This window comes from Mesorhizobium sp. M2E.F.Ca.ET.209.01.1.1, from assembly GCF_004010375.2.
GTDB lineage: Bacteria > Pseudomonadota > Alphaproteobacteria > Rhizobiales > Rhizobiaceae > Mesorhizobium.
Window position 1 is genome coordinate 135,986 of sequence record NZ_SADP02000005.1, and the last position, 15,282, is coordinate 151,267.

A 15,282-nucleotide genomic window follows, 5' to 3' on the forward strand; every position below is an offset into this window, starting at 1 on the left:
GCGCTCAACCCCTCCCGCGATAGGGCGCAACGCCGGTGTCGGGCAGCCATACATCCTTGGGGGGCGCGCCGGTCTGCCAGAAGACGTCGATCGGGATGCCGCCGCGCGGGAACCAGTAGCCGCCGACGCGCAGCCAGAGCGGCTTCGTGGCCTCGACGATACGGCGGCCGATCATCACGGTGCATTCCTCATGGAAGGCGCCGTGGTTGCGGAACGAGGTCATGAACAGCTTCAGCGACTTCGATTCCACCAGCGTCCGATCGGGCGCGTAGTCGATGACGATGTGGGCGAAGTCGGGCTGGCCGGTGACCGGGCACAGCGAGGTGAATTCCGGGCAGGTGAAGCGCACGATCGCCGGCGGCCCGTCGCCGCGCTGGAACGGCACGGTCTCCAGGACCGCCTGTTCGGGGCTTTGTGGCGTCTCGACGTGCTTGCCGAGCTGGGTGAGGTTCTTGGCGTCGGTCATCAATGGCTCCTTACCGCCGGTCCGAACCACAGTTCGAAGGTAGCGGGCGTAAACGAAGAACGAAGAAGGCACCGCAATTCTTTCGGGCGCGGCACATTTGGCGCGCTCATTAGCACAATTTGAAACGGCAGGAAGACGATGACCAGTAGCGATCCGCTTCTCCAACCTTACCAGCTCAAGCACCTGACGCTGAAGAACCGGGTGATGTCGACTAGCCATGAGCCGGCCTATTCCGAGGACGGCATGCCGAAGGAACGCTACCGGCTCTACCATGCCGAGAAGGCCAAGGGCGGCATGGCGCTGACGATGACGGCGGGCTCGGCGATCGTCTCGCGCGACAGTCCGGCAGCCTTCGGCAACCTGCATGTCTATGACGACGGGATCGTGCCGTGGCTGGCCGAACTGGCGGATGCCTGCCACGAGCACGACTGCAAGGTGATGATCCAGATCACCCATCTCGGCCGCCGCACCGGCTGGAACAAGGCCGACTGGCTGCCGGTGCTGTCGGCCTCGCCGGTGCGCGAGCCGGCGCACCGCGCTTTCCCCAAGACCATCGAGGAGTGGGATATCGAGCGCATCGTCGCCGACTACGCTTCGGCCGCGCAGCGCTGCCAGGCGGCCGGCCTCGACGGCATCGAGTTCGAATCCTACGGCCATCTGATGGACGGCTTCTGGTCGCCTTTGACCAATCATCGCGACGACGAGTTCGGTGGCTCGCTCGACAATCGCCTGCGTTTCACCGACATGGTGCTCGACGCGGTTCGCGCCGCCGTCGGCGAGAAATTCGTCGTCGGCATCCGCATGGTCGCTGACGAGGATTTCGAAAACGGCATCTCGAAGGAGGTCGGCATCGAGATCGCCAGGCGTTTGGCCAACTCCGGCAAGGTCGATTTTCTCAACATCATCCGCGGCACGATCGAAACCGATGCGTCGCTGACCAAGGTCATCCCGGTCACCGGCATGCGCTCATCCCCGCATCTCGAGTTCGCCGGCGAGGTGAGGGCGGCGACGAAGTTCCCGACCTTCCATGCCGCGCGCATCTCCGATGTCGCCACGGCGCGCCACGCCATCGCCACCGGCAAGCTCGACATGGTCGGCATGACGCGCGCCCACATCGCCGATCCGCACATCATTCGCAAGGTGATGGAAGGCCGCGAGCACGAGATCCGCCCATGCGTCGGCGCCACCTATTGCCTCGACCGCATCTATGAGGGCGGCGAGGCGCTTTGCGTCCACAACGCCGCGACCGGTCGCGAGGCGACCATTCCGCACATTATCGCCAAGAGCGAAGGACCGAAGAAGAAAGTCGTGGTGGTTGGGGCGGGCGCCGGTGGCCTGGAAGCCGCGCGCGTCGCGGCCGAACGCGGCCACCAGGTGACGGTGCTCGAAGCCTCCAGCCAGGCAGGCGGGCAGGTGAGGCTCGCCACCCAGAACCCGCGCCGCAAGGAACTGATCGGCATCATCGACTGGCGCCTCGCGGAACTCGAGCGTCTTGGCGTCGAGATCCGCTACGACACCTGGGCCGAGAAGGACGATGTGCTGGCGCTGGCGCCGGACGTGGTGATCGTGGCGACGGGCGGCATGCCGCAGAACCCGCCGCTGACGGCCGGCGACAATCTTGTGACCTCGAGCTGGGACATCATGGCCGGCAGCGTCAAGCCGGCCGAGAACGTGCTGCTCTATGACGACAATGGCGGCCATCAGGGCATGGGCGCTGCCGAACTCATCGCCAACGGCGGCTCGAAGCTGGAACTGGTTTCGCCGGAGCGGTTCTTCGCGCCGGAAATGGGCGGCATGAACCACGTGCCCTATATGCGCGCCTTCCACGAGAAAGGCGTCACCGTCACCATCAACACGAGGCTGCGTTCGGTGCGGCGCGAGGGCAACCAGCTCATCGCCGAGCTGTCGTCGGACTTCGCCGACGGCTGGCGCGCCGAACGGCGCGTCGACCAGGTGGTGGTCGAGCATGGCACGGCACCACTCGACGATCTCTACCTTGCGCTGAAGCCGCTGTCGAAAAATGGCGGCGCCGTCGACTATGAGCGTCTGGTGAATGGCGGCGACATTTTCCCCGCGCGCAATGCCGAAGGCAGCTTTGTGGTGTTTCGCATCGGCGACGCGGTCGCTTCGCGCAACATTCACGCCGCCATTTATGACGGCATCCGGTTCGGCATCAGGATCTGACTGACAGGCCGCGGCGCGAAATCGCGGCGGCAGGAACAGCGCCGGACAGGATCGCTGTATCGCTGGAGGTAGCTCTTTGCGGTCAGCCTGTCTCGCTGCCGGTGCTCAAAATTCATTTGTATATGCTTGTATGTATAACCAATGATCGGCTAGTCTCGCGGGCGAGGGCGGGCCGGCAAGGCCAAGGAGGATCGACATGCGCAATGCTTCCCTCTTCGACCTGTCGGGCAGGAAGGCGCTCGTCACCGGCGCCAGCCGCGGCATCGGGCGCGGCATCGCCGAGGCGCTGAGCGCGGCCGGCGCCGCTGTCGCCGTCACGGCGCGCAGCCTTGCCTCGCTGGAAGAGACAACGGCGGCGATCAGGGCCGCCGGCGGGCTTGCGCATGCCGTTGCCCTGGATGTCACCGACGTCGCCCGTTGCCGCGCCGCCACCGCCGAGGCTGCCAACCTGCTTGGCGGTCTTGATATCCTGGTCAACAATGCCGGCATGGAAGAGGTCAGGCCTTCGCTCGATGTCGATGAAGCGCTCTGGGACCGGATCGTCGACACCAATCTCAAGGGCGCCTTCTTCTGCGCCCAGGCCGCCGCCCGCCACATGCGCGATGCCGGACGGCCCGGCGCCATCATCAATTTGTGTTCGCTGACCTCCGAGGTCGGCATCCCCACAGCCGTGCCCTATGGCTCGTCGAAGTCGGGCCTGCTCGGCATGACGCGGGCGCTGGCGGCGGAATGGGCGGGTCTCGGGATCAGGGTCAACGCCATCGCGCCCGGCTACTTCAGGACGGCGATGACGGAAGTGTTCTACGCCGACGAGGCGTGGCAGCAATCGATGCTCGCCAAGATACCGCAGCACCGTTTCGGCGACCTGTCTGATCTGCATGGCATTGCGGTGTTCCTGGCCTCGGACGCCTCGGCCTACATCACCGGTCAGTCCTTTCCGGTGGATGGGGGCTTCCTTGCCTCGATCTGAGGCGCCGTGCGGTGGCCAGCCTGGCGGCAAGGCACAGAAAAATACTGGCGACCATTATACATACATGTATATACTTTTCCCGCGTTTCTGAGGAGCAGCCATGTCCGAGATCAGCTTCCACGACCTCTCATCCGCCAGCGCCGAACAGCGGGCGAGCCTGCTGAAGCGCGCCGAAGCCGACCTCTCGGTCTTCGTCGAGAAGGTTCGCCCGATCCTCGAGGCGGTCAGGACGGATGGCGACGCGGCCCTGCTCCGCTTCGTCAGGGACCTGGACAAGGCCGATGTGGCCGCGGGCAATCTGAAGGTCTCGGAGGCGGAGTTCGACGCGGCCTTCGGCAAGGTCGACAAGGATGTCATCGACAGCATCCGCTTCGGCATCGCAAACATCAGGCATTTCCATGAGGAACAGCGTCCCGAGACGATGTGGCTCAAGGAGGTCCGCCCGGGCGCCTATGCCGGCGACCGCTACACGCCGATCGCTTCCGTCGCGCTCTACGTTCCGCGCGGCAAGGGCGCCTTCCCGTCGGTGACCATGATGACCTCGGTTCCGGCGGTCATCGCCGGCGTGCCGCAGATCGCCATCGTGACCCCGCCGACAGCGGACGGTTCCGTCGATGCCGCGACCCTCGTCGCCGCCCGCCTCGCCGGGATCGAGACCGTCTACAAATGCGGCGGTGCGCATGCGGTCGCGGCCGTCGCCTACGGCACCGAGACGGTGAAGCCCGCGCTCAAGATCGTCGGGCCTGGCAGCCCCTGGGTGGTGGCGGCCAAGAGCCTGCTCTCCTCGATTATCGACACCGGCCTTCCGGCCGGTCCGTCGGAAGCGATCATCTTCGCCGACGACAGCGTCGACGGCGGCCTCGCCGCGCTCGACCTTCTGATCGAGGCCGAGCACGGACCGGATTCCTCCGCCTATCTCGTGACGCACAGCCGCAAGGTCGTCGACGCTGCCCTGGCAGCACTTCCGGAGCACTGGTCCCGTATGACCGAGCAGCGGGTCGAGTTTTCGCGCGCGGTGCTGACCGGCAAGCGCGGCGGCATCGTGCTGACCGCAACTCTGGAGGACAGCTACCGCTTCATCAACGACTATGCGCCCGAGCACCTCGAGATCCTGTCCAGGGAGCCGTTCGCGCATCTCGGCCACATCACCGAGGCGGCCGAGATCCTCATGGGCCCGCACACGCCGGTGACGCTCGCCAATTTCGTCCTCGGGCCGAATGCGGTGCTGCCGACCAGCCGCTGGGCACGCACCTACGGGCCGCTTTCGGTGACGGATTTCCTCAAGCGTTCATCGGTCGGCTATGTGACCTCGGCGGCCTATCCGGAGCTTGCCGGCCATGCCCGCAGGCTCGCGCGCTACGAAGGCTTCAGCTCGCATGAGAACGCGGTCTCGGAAATCCGCGACCGCTATCTCGGCGCCTGACGGGCCGGCGCGATGAAGGCCGCCAGACTCCATGGACCCGGCGACCTGCGTGTCGAGGACATCGCCGCGCCAGGTACTCCCGAGGCGGGCTGGGTGAAGCTCAATGTCGACGCCGCCGGCATCTGCGGTTCCGACCTCCACAATTTCCGCACCGGACAATGGATAAGCCGCGCGCCGTCGACGGCCGGCCACGAACTGACCGGCACGGTGGTGGCGGTCGGCGAGGGCGTCGGCACCGTCGCCGTGGGCGACCGGGTGGTCGCCGATTCCCGTTTCTGGTGCGGAGAATGCGCGCAATGCCGGGCGGGCAGGCGGCATCTGTGCGCTTCGCTGGGCTTCGTCGGCGAAGTATGCGACGGCGGCTTTGCCGAGGAGACGGTGCTGCCGGCGCGCCTGCTGCATGTCATCGACGCCGCGCTGGATGAAAGAGTTGCGGTCATGGCCGAGCCGCTCGCCGTCGGGCTGCATGCTGTGCGGCGCCTGCCCAGGACGGTAGGTTCGGTGCTTGTCGTCGGCTGCGGCACCATCGGCGGCCTGGCGGCGCTGCTCCTGTCGCGGACGTTCCCGGGCGGGGTGCTGATCGCCGACCGCAACAAGGCCCGCTGCGAGCGTGTCGCCCGGGTGACCGGCGCCACCATCGTCGACCTCGACCGCGAGGCCATCGCTGCTGCGACCGCCGATGCGCCTTTGCTTGCGGCCGTCGAGGCGACCGGCAGCATCGCCGCGCTCAACCAGTTGCTGGGTGTTCTGGGCTCCGGCGCGACCGTCGCGCTGGTCGGCATTTTCCACGGCCGCCTCGACATCGACCCCAACATGCTGGTCGAGCGCGAGATCGCCTTGCTCGGATGCCACGCCTTTGCCGATGAGCTGCCCGACGCCATCGGGATGCTGGCCGAGCTGTCCGGACCGCTGATCAGCCTGATCGATCGCGAGATCGGCCTGGACGATGTTCCCGCCGCTTATGAGCGTCTTTTGGCGGGGCAGGGCGACGGCTTGAAAACCATTATCCGGCTGCGGCAGCCTGCCGGCACTTGATTTCCGATGCTTGCCGGAAAGGACTTTTGAAAAATGAGTGCTTTGCCCGATACGGCCAGCCCCCTCTACGAGAAGGTCAAGGACTATATCCTGACCAACATCGGAACCGGCAAGTGGAGCAAGGACCGCAAGCTGCCGTCCGAGAATGAATTCGTCGCCGCGCTCGGTGTGTCGCGCATGACCGTCCATCGCGCCTTGCGCGAATTGACCTCGGCCGGCTTTCTGATCCGGCTGCAGGGCGTGGGGACATTCATCGCGCCGCCCAAGCCACAATCAACGCTGATCGAGATCAACAACATCGCGGCCGAGATCGTCGCGCGCGGCAACAGGCATCGCTCGGAGGTTCTCGTCCTCGAAGGGATTACGCCGACCAAGGAGCTCTCGCTGTCCTTCGAATTCGCCAAGCGCGCGGCGCTTTATCATTCGGTGGTCGTCAACTTCGAGAACGACCTGCCCGTGCAACTGGAAGAGCGCTTCGTCAATCCGAGCCTGATCCCGGACTATGACAAGCAGGATTTCTCGAAGACGGCGACCTACGATTACCTGATGCAGAAGACGCCGGTGACCGAGGTCGAGCATATCATTTCCGCGGTTCCCGCCGATGCCGAGACGGCGCGGCACCTCGCCATCGACATCGGCGCCTGCTGCCTTCTCCTGCATCGCCGGACATGGACGGGCGCGGTCGTCGCCACAATCAGCAAGTTGACCTATGTCGGCAGCCGCTACTCGCTCGGCAGCCGCTATTCTCCATCGCGCAAGACGTGAGACGGCCGGGACTATTCCCCTTGGCGCCAGTTATGAGTGGAGCCCGCCCAAATGCCGCCAAGAGCGCGGAAATTAGCCTCTCCAACTTGTATATGCATGTATGTATTTTAGCCTTGACATCCATCGTCGCCGACGTTGAATATCGTTTCGCTTCCGTCGACGTGGCAGGTAAGACGCCGAGGCACAGTGCCGCAAGAAGCAGAAGCCGCATTCTCGCCAGACAGGAAGTTTGGTTCAAAAAAGCGCTCTGAATCATCAAAGGGGAACAAAGATGATGCGTAACCTCACAGCACAATTCCGTGCGCTCGTGGTGGCGGCCACCGTCGGCTTCGCCCCGCCGGCCCACGCCGCCGATACGGCCATTCCCGCGACGCCCGAGGCTGGATCGTTCAAGATCGGCATCGAGCCATGGCTGGGCTACGGCCAGTGGCATGTCGCCGAAGCAAAGGGCCTGTTCAAGGCGAGCGGTCTGTCGGACGTCCAGATCGTCAACTTCACCGAGGACAAGGACATCAACGCCGCCCTGGCAAGCGGCCAGCTCGACGCGGCGAACATCGCCACCCACACCGCGATGGGCATGGTTGCGGCGGGCCTGCCGGTTAAGATCGTGCTGCTGCTCGACGTCTCGATGGCGGCCGACGCCATGATCGCCGGCAAGGACGTCAACTCCGTCGCCGATCTCAAGGGCAAGCAGGTCGCCTTCGAGGAAGGCACGACCAGCGACATCCTGCTGAAATACGCGCTCGCCAAGAACGGCATGTCGATCGCCGACGTCCAGCCGGTGCCCATGCCGGCGGCGGATGCCGGCAGCGCGCTGATTGCCGGCCGCGTCCCGGTCGCGGTCACCTATGAGCCTTATCTCACCACGGCCAGGGCGCAGAACAAGGACGTCAAGCTTCTCTTCACCGCCGGCGAGGATCCCGGCCTGATCAGCGACGTGCTGGTGGTGCGCGACGAGGTCATCAAGTCGCGGCCCGGCCAGGTGCTTGCCATGATCAAGGCCTGGGATGCCGCGCTCGCGGACTACAAAGCCGACACGCCCGGCGGCCGCGCCATCATCTCCAAGGCGGTCGGTTCGAGCGTCGAGGACCTCAACACCGCCTTCGACGGCGTGCGTTACTATTCGCTGGCCGAGAACAAGGACGCCCTGACCGGCGATTTTTCCACCAAGACCTTCGCCGACGTCGAGGCCGCCGCCAAGAATGCCGGCCTGCTTCAGGCCGACGTGACGCCGGAGCAGATGATCGACCCGGCCTTCGTCAAAGCCGCGCAGTAGGCCGGGCCGTGACGGCCGCCGAGATGTCCGACAAGCCTGCCGGCAAAGCGAGCCCGCCTGGCCCGGCGACGGGACCCGCCGCCAGGCAGGCGATGCGCCGCCGCCGATCCTCCGGGATCGGCGCGCCGATCGCGCGCTCCCGCTTCCTGATCATCGCAGTGGCGGTCTTTGCCGGCCTCGGCCTGGCATGGTGGGCGGCGACGGGCCTCGACCTGGTCAAGCCTATCTTCCTGCCGTCGCCCGCCAGCGTGGCGACACAGCTCGGCAAGCTCTGGACCGACGGCACGCTGCTCACCGATCTCAAGGCCTCGATCTACCGCATTTCGGTCGGCTTTCTCATCGCCTCGGCGCTCGCTATTCCGATCGGCGTGCTGATCGGCAGCTTCCGGACCTGGGAAGCGGCCATCGAGCCGCTGGTCGATTTCATCCGCTACATGCCGGTGGTCGCCTTCGTGCCGCTCTCCATTCTGTGGGCGGGCACGAGCGACTCGCAGAAATTCCTGATCATCTTCATCGGCACTTTCTTCCAGCAGGTGCTGATGATCATGGACAACGTCAAGCGCGTGCCGGCCGACTTCGTCGGTCTCGGCAGGACGCTCGGCCTGCCGGATCGCAAGATCCTGACGCGCATCGTGGTGCCCAGCGCCTTGCCGGGCATCTGGGATACGCTTCGCATCAGCCTGGGCTGGGCCTGGACCTGGCTCGTGCTGGCCGAGCTCGTCGCCGCGACGTCAGGCCTCGGCTATCGCATCACCGTCTCGCAGCGCTATTTCCAGACCAACACCATCATCGGCTACATCCTTCTGCTCGGCATTCTCGGCCTGATCACCGACCAGGTCATGAAGGCGCTGGGCAAGGTGCTGTTCCGCCAGGACAGCCGTTCATGACGAGGTCCGGCCGATGAATTCCCCCAAATTGCGGATCAAGGGCCTCCACAAGAGTTTCGGCACCGGAGCGCGGCGCACCGAAGTGCTGCGCGACATCAACCTCAACCTCGCCGACAATGAATTTGTGTCGCTGGTCGGCACGTCCGGCTGCGGCAAGAGCACGCTGCTGTCGATCGTCGCCGGACTGCAGGATTTCGACTCGGGCGAACTCGACATCGACGGGTCGCCGATCCTGAAGCCGGGTCTCGATCGCGGCGTTGTCTTCCAGTCCTATACGCTGCTGCCCTGGCTTACGGCGCAGCAGAACATCGAATTCGCTCTCAAGGCCGCCGGCCACGACCGCGCCACATGCCGCAGGATCGCGCTTGAGCATCTCGACCTGGTCAAGCTGCCGCACTCGGCCAATCTCTATCCATCCGAGCTTTCGGGCGGCATGAAGCAGCGCGTCGCCATTGCGCGCGCGCTTTCCTACCGCCCCAAGATGCTCTTGATGGACGAGCCCTTCGGTGCGCTCGATGCCCTGACCAGGCATCAGATGCAGGAACTCCTGACCCAGATCTGGGAAGAGCACAGGCTGACCGTGCTCTTCGTCACCCACGACGTCGAAGAGGCCGTCTACCTGTCCGACCGCATTGTCGTGATGGGCATCGGCCCGGGGCGCATCATGCGGACTTTTGACGTCGACATCGAGCGCCCGCGCCGCGAAGAGGTCATGGAGAGCCCCGCTTTCATGGACCTGCAGCGCAATGTCCACAAGGCCATTCGCGAAGCCTCCAGGCGCCCCGAAATGGCTTAGGCGCGTGTCGTGCGGTCAACCAACCTGTAGCGCGCAACGGACCTTTGCAAGGAGAGCCACCTGCCGCTCTGGTCCGTTGCGCGCCGCGCCCGGTCGGTTTCGCCGGCCGTGCGATTTCAAAACAGCTTGGCGGTCGCCATGCAAAACACGGTGATGACCAGCAATCCGCCCGCAATGCGGTCGCCTCTGGTCATTTTCGCCCGAAGTTGGGTCTGCGTCGCTTGATCGGCGCCAGTCAGCTGCCTGCTGGCGGAGGCGACGAGCGCGCCCTGCACGCCGGCGGCGATCAGCGCGGTCAAGATGCCGAGCGCCAGCGCCTTCTCCATTGGGCCGAACGCGCCCTCATGGAAGAAATACCAGAGCAGTATGCCGGTCAGGAAAACCAGACCGGAGGCGCCGAGTTGGGGCCGGATGAAGCGCTCCGCCTTTATCTCCGGATCGCGGGCGACCGCAATGGTCGTGCCGGCCCAGAACACGCCGGCCATGACGTGCAGGCCGATGACGACGATATAGACATATTGCATGACCGCATTCCTCTCTATCGCCCGCCGCACGCGTCGCTGCCCTGTCACGACGCCATCAATAAGACAAAGTTAGATATCTAACGATTAGATGTCAACTCATGAAGCCGAGTTTCACGTGCCCATTGCTTGCTCTACTGTCACGTCATGACACCGTTTGACCGCCCGCCTGTCGGCATGAATCTCGCCCGCACCTCGAAAGTGGTGGCGCAGGCCTTCGATGCCGCGCTGGTCGAGGCCGGCGGCACCCTGCCGGTCTGGCTGACCTTGCTGTCGGTCAAGTCGAAGGAACTCGCCAACCAGCGCGAGCTTGCCGGCATGATCGGCATCCAGGGCGCGACGCTGACGCATCACCTCAACGCCATGGAGGCGCAAGGGTTGCTGACGCGCCGCCGCGATCCGGAAAACCGTAGGGTCCATCAGGTGGCGCTGACGGAAGCCGGCGAGGCGCTGTTCGAAAAATTGCGCCTCGCGGCGGTCGCCTTCGACAGGCGGCTGCGGGCTGGTATTCCCGATGACAGGCTGGCGGAATTCGCCGAGGTGCTGGCGATGCTGAGACGGAATGCCGAACCGCTTCAGTCGTACCCCGGTATCGCGCCGAAGGCGTAGTGGCGCAGCTTGAGCGCAGCGATCAATGCGGTGAGATTCGCCTTGCCGTCGAAGACGTCCTGGAACATCTCGTCATGCATGAGCAGGATCAGCTTGTTCGGCCTGGCGAAATGGCCGTAGCCGAACAGATGGTCGATCTCGCTCACCAGATGGTCGACGCTCTGCACCGGCTTGCCGCTGTCCTCATGCACCCATTCGTGGTCCCAGCCATATAGAGAAGCCCGACGCCGCGACGAATTCGTAATCCGGATCCTCGCGTCCGGCCTCGGCCAGTCCGAGTGAATTGTCGTCTTTGGAGTAGCTTGGCAGCCGGAACACATCGCGTCCGGGCAGGCGTGCGTGCACGGCCGGTGTCAGCCCGAGCACGACATTGGCCCGCAGCATGTCGGCGACCACGCCCTCCGTGTCGCCGTAGAAATGCCGGTAGTGATTATAGGCATGGCTGTAGCTGTGGTTGCCGATCGTCACCAGCGGCATCGATTTCGCCCGCCGCAGCTGCGCCCGGCTGGTGGCGTTGGCCTCGGCATGCATGCCGACCATGAACAAAGTCGCCGGCACCTGCTGGGCCTGCAGCACGTCGAGGATGTTGCTGGTGCCGTTCAGCGGGCCGTCGTCGAACGTCAGATAAATGGTCCGATCGGCGGCCAAGGCGGGCGATGCGACAAGCAGCAGGAATGGCAGGATATAACGAAACGGCATTCGCAAAACCCATTTGCGATCCCGATAGGCCGCCATAACGCACGGTTGTGTCAAGCTTGTCGGCGAAAGCGTTAGCCCAAACTGCCCTGCAGCACTTTGAGCTTCGTCTTCTTCGGGCTGCGCGCCGCCAGCCATTCGCGCGCCTTGTCCTGCGGCATCGGGAAGGCGATCGAATAGCCCTGCACCTGGTCGCAGCCGATCGCCATCAGCGAGTCGAGTTCGGCCTCGGTCTCGGCGCCCTCCGCGACGATCGAGATGCCCAGCCCCCTGGCAAGCTCGGTGATGGCGCGCACGATCTTGGTGTTGTCGCCGTTCTCGTTGATGTTCTGGACGAAGCGGCGGTCGATCTTCAGCCGGTCGATCTCGTTGGGGTTGACGTGGCTCAGTGAAGCGTAGCCGGTGCCGAAATCGTCCAACTCCAGATGCACGCCGGCGGCGCGGATGTGGCGGAGCTTCGAGGCGATCCCGGTCTTCTCGTCGTCGAGGATGACGGATTCGACGATCTCCAGCGAAAGCTTCTGCGGCGCCAGCCCGGCGCGCTCCAGCGTGCCGAACAGGAACGTGTCGAAATCGGGCTCGCGAAGCTCGGTGCCGGAGACATTGACGGCGATGCGCCCGAAATCGATCCCGGCGCGGTCCCATTCGGCGGCCTCGTTGATCGCCTTGCCGATGACGATCCGGCCGATATCCGGCATGAACCCGCATTTCTCGGCGACGGGAATGAACTCGCCGGGCGAGATCATGCCGCGCGTGGCGTGCTTCCAGCGCACCAGCGCCTCGATGCCGCTGATCTTGCCGCTGGTCAGCGACACCTGCGGCTGGAAATAGACCTCGAAGCTCTTGTCGGCGATCGCCGTGCGGATGTCCTGTTCGAGCTGCTTGCGGTAGTCGAGCTCGCGCCGCAGCTCCTCCGAGAAGAAGGAGAAGTTGCCGCCGCCGAGCTTCTTGGCGGAATAGAGGGCGAGGTCGGCATGGACGAGCAGGTCCTGCGCATTGTCGGCGTCGATTGGATAGACGGCGATGCCGGCGCTGGCGCCAGGCATGATGGTCGTGCCCTGGAAGGTGATCGGCTCGTTGATGTCGCCAAGGATGCGCTTGGCCAGCGCATGGATGTCCTCGGTGGTGCCGGCCCCGTTGAGGATCATGACGAACTCGTCGCCGCCAAGCCGCGCGCACAGGTCCGACGCGCGGCAGGAATCGCGCATGCGCTGCGCCGTCACCACCAGCACATAGTCGCCGGCGGCGTGTCCGAGCGTATCATTGATCTGCTTGAAGCGGTCGAGATCGAACTGGACCACCGCCAGGCGTTCGCGGCGCCGGTGCGCCCCCTTGATCAGGGTGTCGAAATGGTCGGTCAGGAAGGTGCGGTTATGAAGGCCGGTCAAGCCGTCATGCACGGCGATAAAGGCCATGGAGTTGCGCGCATCGACCAGCTCGCGCGTCTTGCGCAGGATAGCGTTGGACATCGGCCGGAAGATGAACAGCGCTACCAGCACAATGACGCCGAGGGTAGCGAAGAACAGCGTGCGGTGCAGGTCGAGGATGCTGCTGGATTTTTCGTCGGCGAAGGCGCTAATGCGCTGGGCGAGAGCGGCATAGCCGGACATCGTCGCATTGGCGACGGAAGCGTCGAGCCCGGCGCGTTCTCCGCCGGCCTTGTAGCCGTCGCTCTGCATGCCGAGCTGCGACGCGAGGGACGAGATAAGTCTGTCGCCATTGGCGACGAGGCCGACCGAGAAATAATCGAGGTGGAACGGCTTGTTGAACAGCACATACTCGATCGACTTCGGATCGTTGCGTGCCGGCGACAGCGGATCGGCGCCGGTCTCCTTGAGCAGCCGGTCGTAATTGGTCTCGAACTCGCCCGTCGCCTGCTTGAGTGCGGTGACCAGCGCCGGCTGCTTGTCGCGCGAGGCAGCACCCGTGGCGCTTGCCAGGAAGACGATGCGCTGCGACAGCGCCTTCTGCGTCGAGACGATATCGAGCAGCGCGTCATTATGCTGCTGCTGCGCCATCAGCTGCTGCAGAAGAATGAAGGAGGCCACCACCATGGCGGCAATGATCGTGAGCGCCAGCCAGTAGCCGGTCTTGATGAGCAGGATCAGCTTGCGTGAAACGCTATGCACTGGCTGCTGCGACATAACTTGAGTGACCCCTTCGGTCGACGGATTCCTGCCTTGGAACTCGTGGCGGGAAGACGTTTGCCTTGAAAGGGTTAACAGCTCGGCAAGTGTGGCCAGTCGCGATCGCAGCGGCGCGACAAAGCTCGCAAGATGGTTAGCACGTCCTTTCCTGCACACTCCATTTTTATATGCATCCTCGTACAGGATTGCGACCGGGCTTTCACGACGCCACCGAAGCGGTCGCTTTTGCGATGGATTTTTTGCAGCCGTGGCGCGACAGTCCGGCCTCGAACCGAACAGGGCCGGACCCATGAGCAAAGCATTCCTTTCCCATATCGACAGCGAGCTCCAGGGCCTGAAATCGGCCGGGCTCTACAAATCCGAACGGGTGATTTCCTCCATGCAGTCCGCCGAGATCGAGGTCGGCGGCGAAAAGGTGCTGAACTTCTGCGCCAACAACTATCTCGGCCTTGCCGACAGCCTGGACCTGCGCGACGCGGCAAAGCATGCGTTGGATCGCTACGGCTACGGCATGGCTTCGGTGCGCTTCATCTGCGGCACGCAGGAAGAGCACAAGGATCTTGAGGCGACGATCTCCTCCTTCCTCGGCATGGAGGACACCATCCTCTATTCTTCCTGCTTCGACGCCAATGGCGGCCTGTTCGAGACGCTGCTCGGCGAGGAGGACGCCATCATCTCCGACGCCTTGAACCACGCCTCCATCATCGACGGTGTGCGGCTCTCCAAGGCCAAGCGCTTCCGCTACGCCAACAACGACATGGCCGATCTCGAAGCGCGGCTGAAAGAGGCGAAGGACTGCCGTTTCCGGCTAATCGCCACCGACGGCGTGTTTTCGATGGACGGCATCATCGCCAACCTGAAGGGCGTGTGCGATCTGGCCGAAGAATACGACGCTATGGTCATGGTGGACGACAGCCATGCCGTCGGCTTCGTCGGCAGGAACGGCCGCGGCTCGGCTGAGCATTGCGGTGTCGAGGGCAGGGTGGACATCATCACCGGCACGCTGGGCAAGGCGCTGGGCGGCGCCTCCGGCGGCTACACGTCCGGCAAGAGGCAGGTGGTCGACTGGCTGCGCCAGCGCTCGCGGCCCTATCTCTTCTCCAACACGCTGATGCCGGCCATCGCCGGCGCCTCGATCAAGGTGTTCGAGCTGATCCGCCGTGGCGACGCGCTGCGCGAGCGCCTATATGCCAATGCGGATCGCTTCCGCTCCAAGATGGGTAAGCTCGGCTTTACGCTTGCCGGAGCCGACCATCCGATCATCCCGGTGATGCTGGGCGATGCCGCACTGGCGCAGGAGATGGCGCAGCGCATGCTGAAGCGCGGCATCTACGTCATCGGCTTCTCCTTCCCGGTGGTGCCGAAAGGCCAGGCGCGCATCCGCACCCAGATGTCGGCCGCCCATTCCAGCGCCGATATCGACCGCGCGGTCGAGGCATTCGGCGAGGTCGGCAAGGAACTGGGCGTGATTTCGTGAACGGCTGGCGCTGAAAAAAGGTACCGGATC

General features: G+C 64.5%; 15 protein-coding genes. 10 read left to right on the forward strand and 5 right to left on the reverse strand.

Annotated features, from left to right (window positions below):
- Positions 1–4 precede the first annotated feature (4 nt).
- Positions 5–466, reverse strand: coding sequence for a preQ(1) synthase (gene queF, locus EN852_RS12075; RefSeq protein ID WP_095818451.1), 462 nt, complete (start codon positions 464–466; stop codon positions 5–7).
- 138 nt (positions 467–604) lie between these two features.
- On the opposite strand from queF, the gene EN852_RS12080 reads away from it, so the two are divergent.
- The 8 genes from EN852_RS12080 to EN852_RS12115 all read left to right on the forward strand — a co-directional run bounded on the left by EN852_RS12080 (position 605) and on the right by EN852_RS12115 (position 9,802).
- Entirely contained in the window at positions 605–2,650 is a 2,046-nt protein-coding gene (locus tag EN852_RS12080) for an NADH:flavin oxidoreductase (RefSeq protein ID WP_127873893.1), read from the forward strand.
- 196 nt (positions 2,651–2,846) lie between these two features.
- Positions 2,847–3,620 carry a glucose 1-dehydrogenase gene (locus EN852_RS12085; protein WP_127873892.1) on the forward strand — a complete coding sequence of 258 codons (774 nt, stop codon included), beginning with the start codon at positions 2,847–2,849 and terminating at the stop codon, positions 3,618–3,620.
- Between the two features lie 100 nt (positions 3,621–3,720).
- Entirely contained in the window at positions 3,721–5,043 is a 1,323-nt protein-coding gene (gene hisD, locus EN852_RS12090; RefSeq protein WP_127873891.1) for a histidinol dehydrogenase, read from the forward strand.
- Positions 5,044–5,055: 12 nt separating this feature from the next.
- Positions 5,056–6,078, forward strand: coding sequence for an alcohol dehydrogenase catalytic domain-containing protein (locus EN852_RS12095; RefSeq protein WP_127873890.1), 1,023 nt, complete (start codon positions 5,056–5,058; stop codon positions 6,076–6,078).
- Between the two features lie 33 nt (positions 6,079–6,111).
- Positions 6,112–6,843 carry a histidine utilization repressor gene (gene hutC, locus EN852_RS12100; protein ID WP_127873889.1) on the forward strand — a complete coding sequence of 244 codons (732 nt, stop codon included), beginning with the start codon at positions 6,112–6,114 and terminating at the stop codon, positions 6,841–6,843.
- A 271-nt stretch (positions 6,844–7,114) separates the two neighbouring features.
- Positions 7,115–8,119 carry an ABC transporter substrate-binding protein gene (locus EN852_RS12105; protein WP_189545867.1) on the forward strand — a complete coding sequence of 335 codons (1,005 nt, stop codon included), beginning with the start codon at positions 7,115–7,117 and terminating at the stop codon, positions 8,117–8,119.
- 92 nt (positions 8,120–8,211) lie between these two features.
- Positions 8,212–9,006, forward strand: a complete 795-nt coding sequence (locus EN852_RS12110) for an ABC transporter permease (RefSeq protein WP_189545886.1) — start codon at positions 8,212–8,214, stop codon at positions 9,004–9,006.
- 13 nt (positions 9,007–9,019) lie between these two features.
- Complete coding sequence (locus EN852_RS12115; protein ID WP_127873888.1) at positions 9,020–9,802, forward strand: ABC transporter ATP-binding protein; 783 nt, start codon at positions 9,020–9,022, stop codon at positions 9,800–9,802.
- 116 nt (positions 9,803–9,918) lie between these two features.
- Here EN852_RS12115 and EN852_RS12120 read toward each other — a convergent pair whose 3' ends face one another.
- Positions 9,919–10,326: a hypothetical protein gene (locus EN852_RS12120; RefSeq protein WP_127873887.1), complete on the reverse strand. Its 408-nt coding sequence runs from the start codon at positions 10,324–10,326 to the stop codon at positions 9,919–9,921.
- A gap of 144 nt (positions 10,327–10,470) precedes the next feature.
- Between EN852_RS12120 and EN852_RS12125 the strand changes: the two genes are divergently transcribed.
- Positions 10,471–10,932: a MarR family winged helix-turn-helix transcriptional regulator gene (locus tag EN852_RS12125; protein ID WP_127873886.1), complete on the forward strand. Its 462-nt coding sequence runs from the start codon at positions 10,471–10,473 to the stop codon at positions 10,930–10,932.
- On the opposite strand, the gene EN852_RS42260 is transcribed toward EN852_RS12125, so the two are convergent.
- From EN852_RS42260 to EN852_RS12135, 3 genes are read right to left on the reverse strand one after another with little or no spacing between them, the layout of a single operon-like run.
- Positions 10,899–11,123, reverse strand: coding sequence for a hypothetical protein (locus EN852_RS42260; RefSeq protein WP_246694256.1), 225 nt, complete (start codon positions 11,121–11,123; stop codon positions 10,899–10,901). The two genes, EN852_RS12125 and EN852_RS42260, sit on opposite strands and share 34 nt — an antisense overlap.
- Positions 11,116–11,766 (reverse strand): polysaccharide deacetylase family protein, encoded by a 651-nt coding sequence (locus EN852_RS42265; protein ID WP_246694257.1) that lies wholly within the window; start codon positions 11,764–11,766, stop codon positions 11,116–11,118. Before EN852_RS42265 ends, EN852_RS42260 begins: the two co-directional genes overlap by 8 nt.
- Positions 11,703–13,772, reverse strand: coding sequence for an EAL domain-containing protein (locus tag EN852_RS12135; RefSeq protein WP_127873885.1), 2,070 nt, complete (start codon positions 13,770–13,772; stop codon positions 11,703–11,705). Before EN852_RS12135 ends, EN852_RS42265 begins: the two co-directional genes overlap by 64 nt.
- Before the next feature lie 292 nt (positions 13,773–14,064).
- Here EN852_RS12135 and EN852_RS12140 point away from each other — a divergent pair, with 292 nt between their 5' ends.
- Complete coding sequence (locus EN852_RS12140; protein WP_127873884.1) at positions 14,065–15,252, forward strand: glycine C-acetyltransferase; 1,188 nt, start codon at positions 14,065–14,067, stop codon at positions 15,250–15,252.
- The last annotated feature ends 30 nt before the right edge of the window (positions 15,253–15,282 follow it).

What these genes read in the sequence shown, in the direction of transcription:
- queF (WP_095818451.1), bottom strand. Translation starts at nt 466, where the DNA reads ATGACCGACGCCAAGAACCTCACCCAGCTCGGCAAGCACGTCGAGACG.
- EN852_RS12080 (WP_127873893.1), top strand. Translation starts at nt 605, where the DNA reads ATGACCAGTAGCGATCCGCTTCTCCAACCTTACCAGCTCAAGCACCTG.
- EN852_RS12085 (WP_127873892.1), top strand. Translation starts at nt 2,847, where the DNA reads ATGCGCAATGCTTCCCTCTTCGACCTGTCGGGCAGGAAGGCGCTCGTC.
- hisD (WP_127873891.1), top strand. Translation starts at nt 3,721, where the DNA reads ATGTCCGAGATCAGCTTCCACGACCTCTCATCCGCCAGCGCCGAACAG.
- EN852_RS12095 (WP_127873890.1), top strand. Translation starts at nt 5,056, where the DNA reads ATGAAGGCCGCCAGACTCCATGGACCCGGCGACCTGCGTGTCGAGGAC.
- hutC (WP_127873889.1), top strand. Translation starts at nt 6,112, where the DNA reads ATGAGTGCTTTGCCCGATACGGCCAGCCCCCTCTACGAGAAGGTCAAG.
- EN852_RS12105 (WP_189545867.1), top strand. Translation starts at nt 7,115, where the DNA reads ATGATGCGTAACCTCACAGCACAATTCCGTGCGCTCGTGGTGGCGGCC.
- EN852_RS12110 (WP_189545886.1), top strand. Translation starts at nt 8,212, where the DNA reads ATGCGCCGCCGCCGATCCTCCGGGATCGGCGCGCCGATCGCGCGCTCC.
- EN852_RS12115 (WP_127873888.1), top strand. Translation starts at nt 9,020, where the DNA reads ATGAATTCCCCCAAATTGCGGATCAAGGGCCTCCACAAGAGTTTCGGC.
- EN852_RS12120 (WP_127873887.1), bottom strand. Translation starts at nt 10,326, where the DNA reads ATGCAATATGTCTATATCGTCGTCATCGGCCTGCACGTCATGGCCGGC.
- EN852_RS12125 (WP_127873886.1), top strand. Translation starts at nt 10,471, where the DNA reads ATGACACCGTTTGACCGCCCGCCTGTCGGCATGAATCTCGCCCGCACC.
- EN852_RS42265 (WP_246694257.1), bottom strand. Translation starts at nt 11,766, where the DNA reads ATGGCTGGCGGCGCGCAGCCCGAAGAAGACGAAGCTCAAAGTGCTGCA.
- EN852_RS12135 (WP_127873885.1), bottom strand. Translation starts at nt 13,772, where the DNA reads ATGTCGCAGCAGCCAGTGCATAGCGTTTCACGCAAGCTGATCCTGCTC.
- EN852_RS12140 (WP_127873884.1), top strand. Translation starts at nt 14,065, where the DNA reads ATGAGCAAAGCATTCCTTTCCCATATCGACAGCGAGCTCCAGGGCCTG.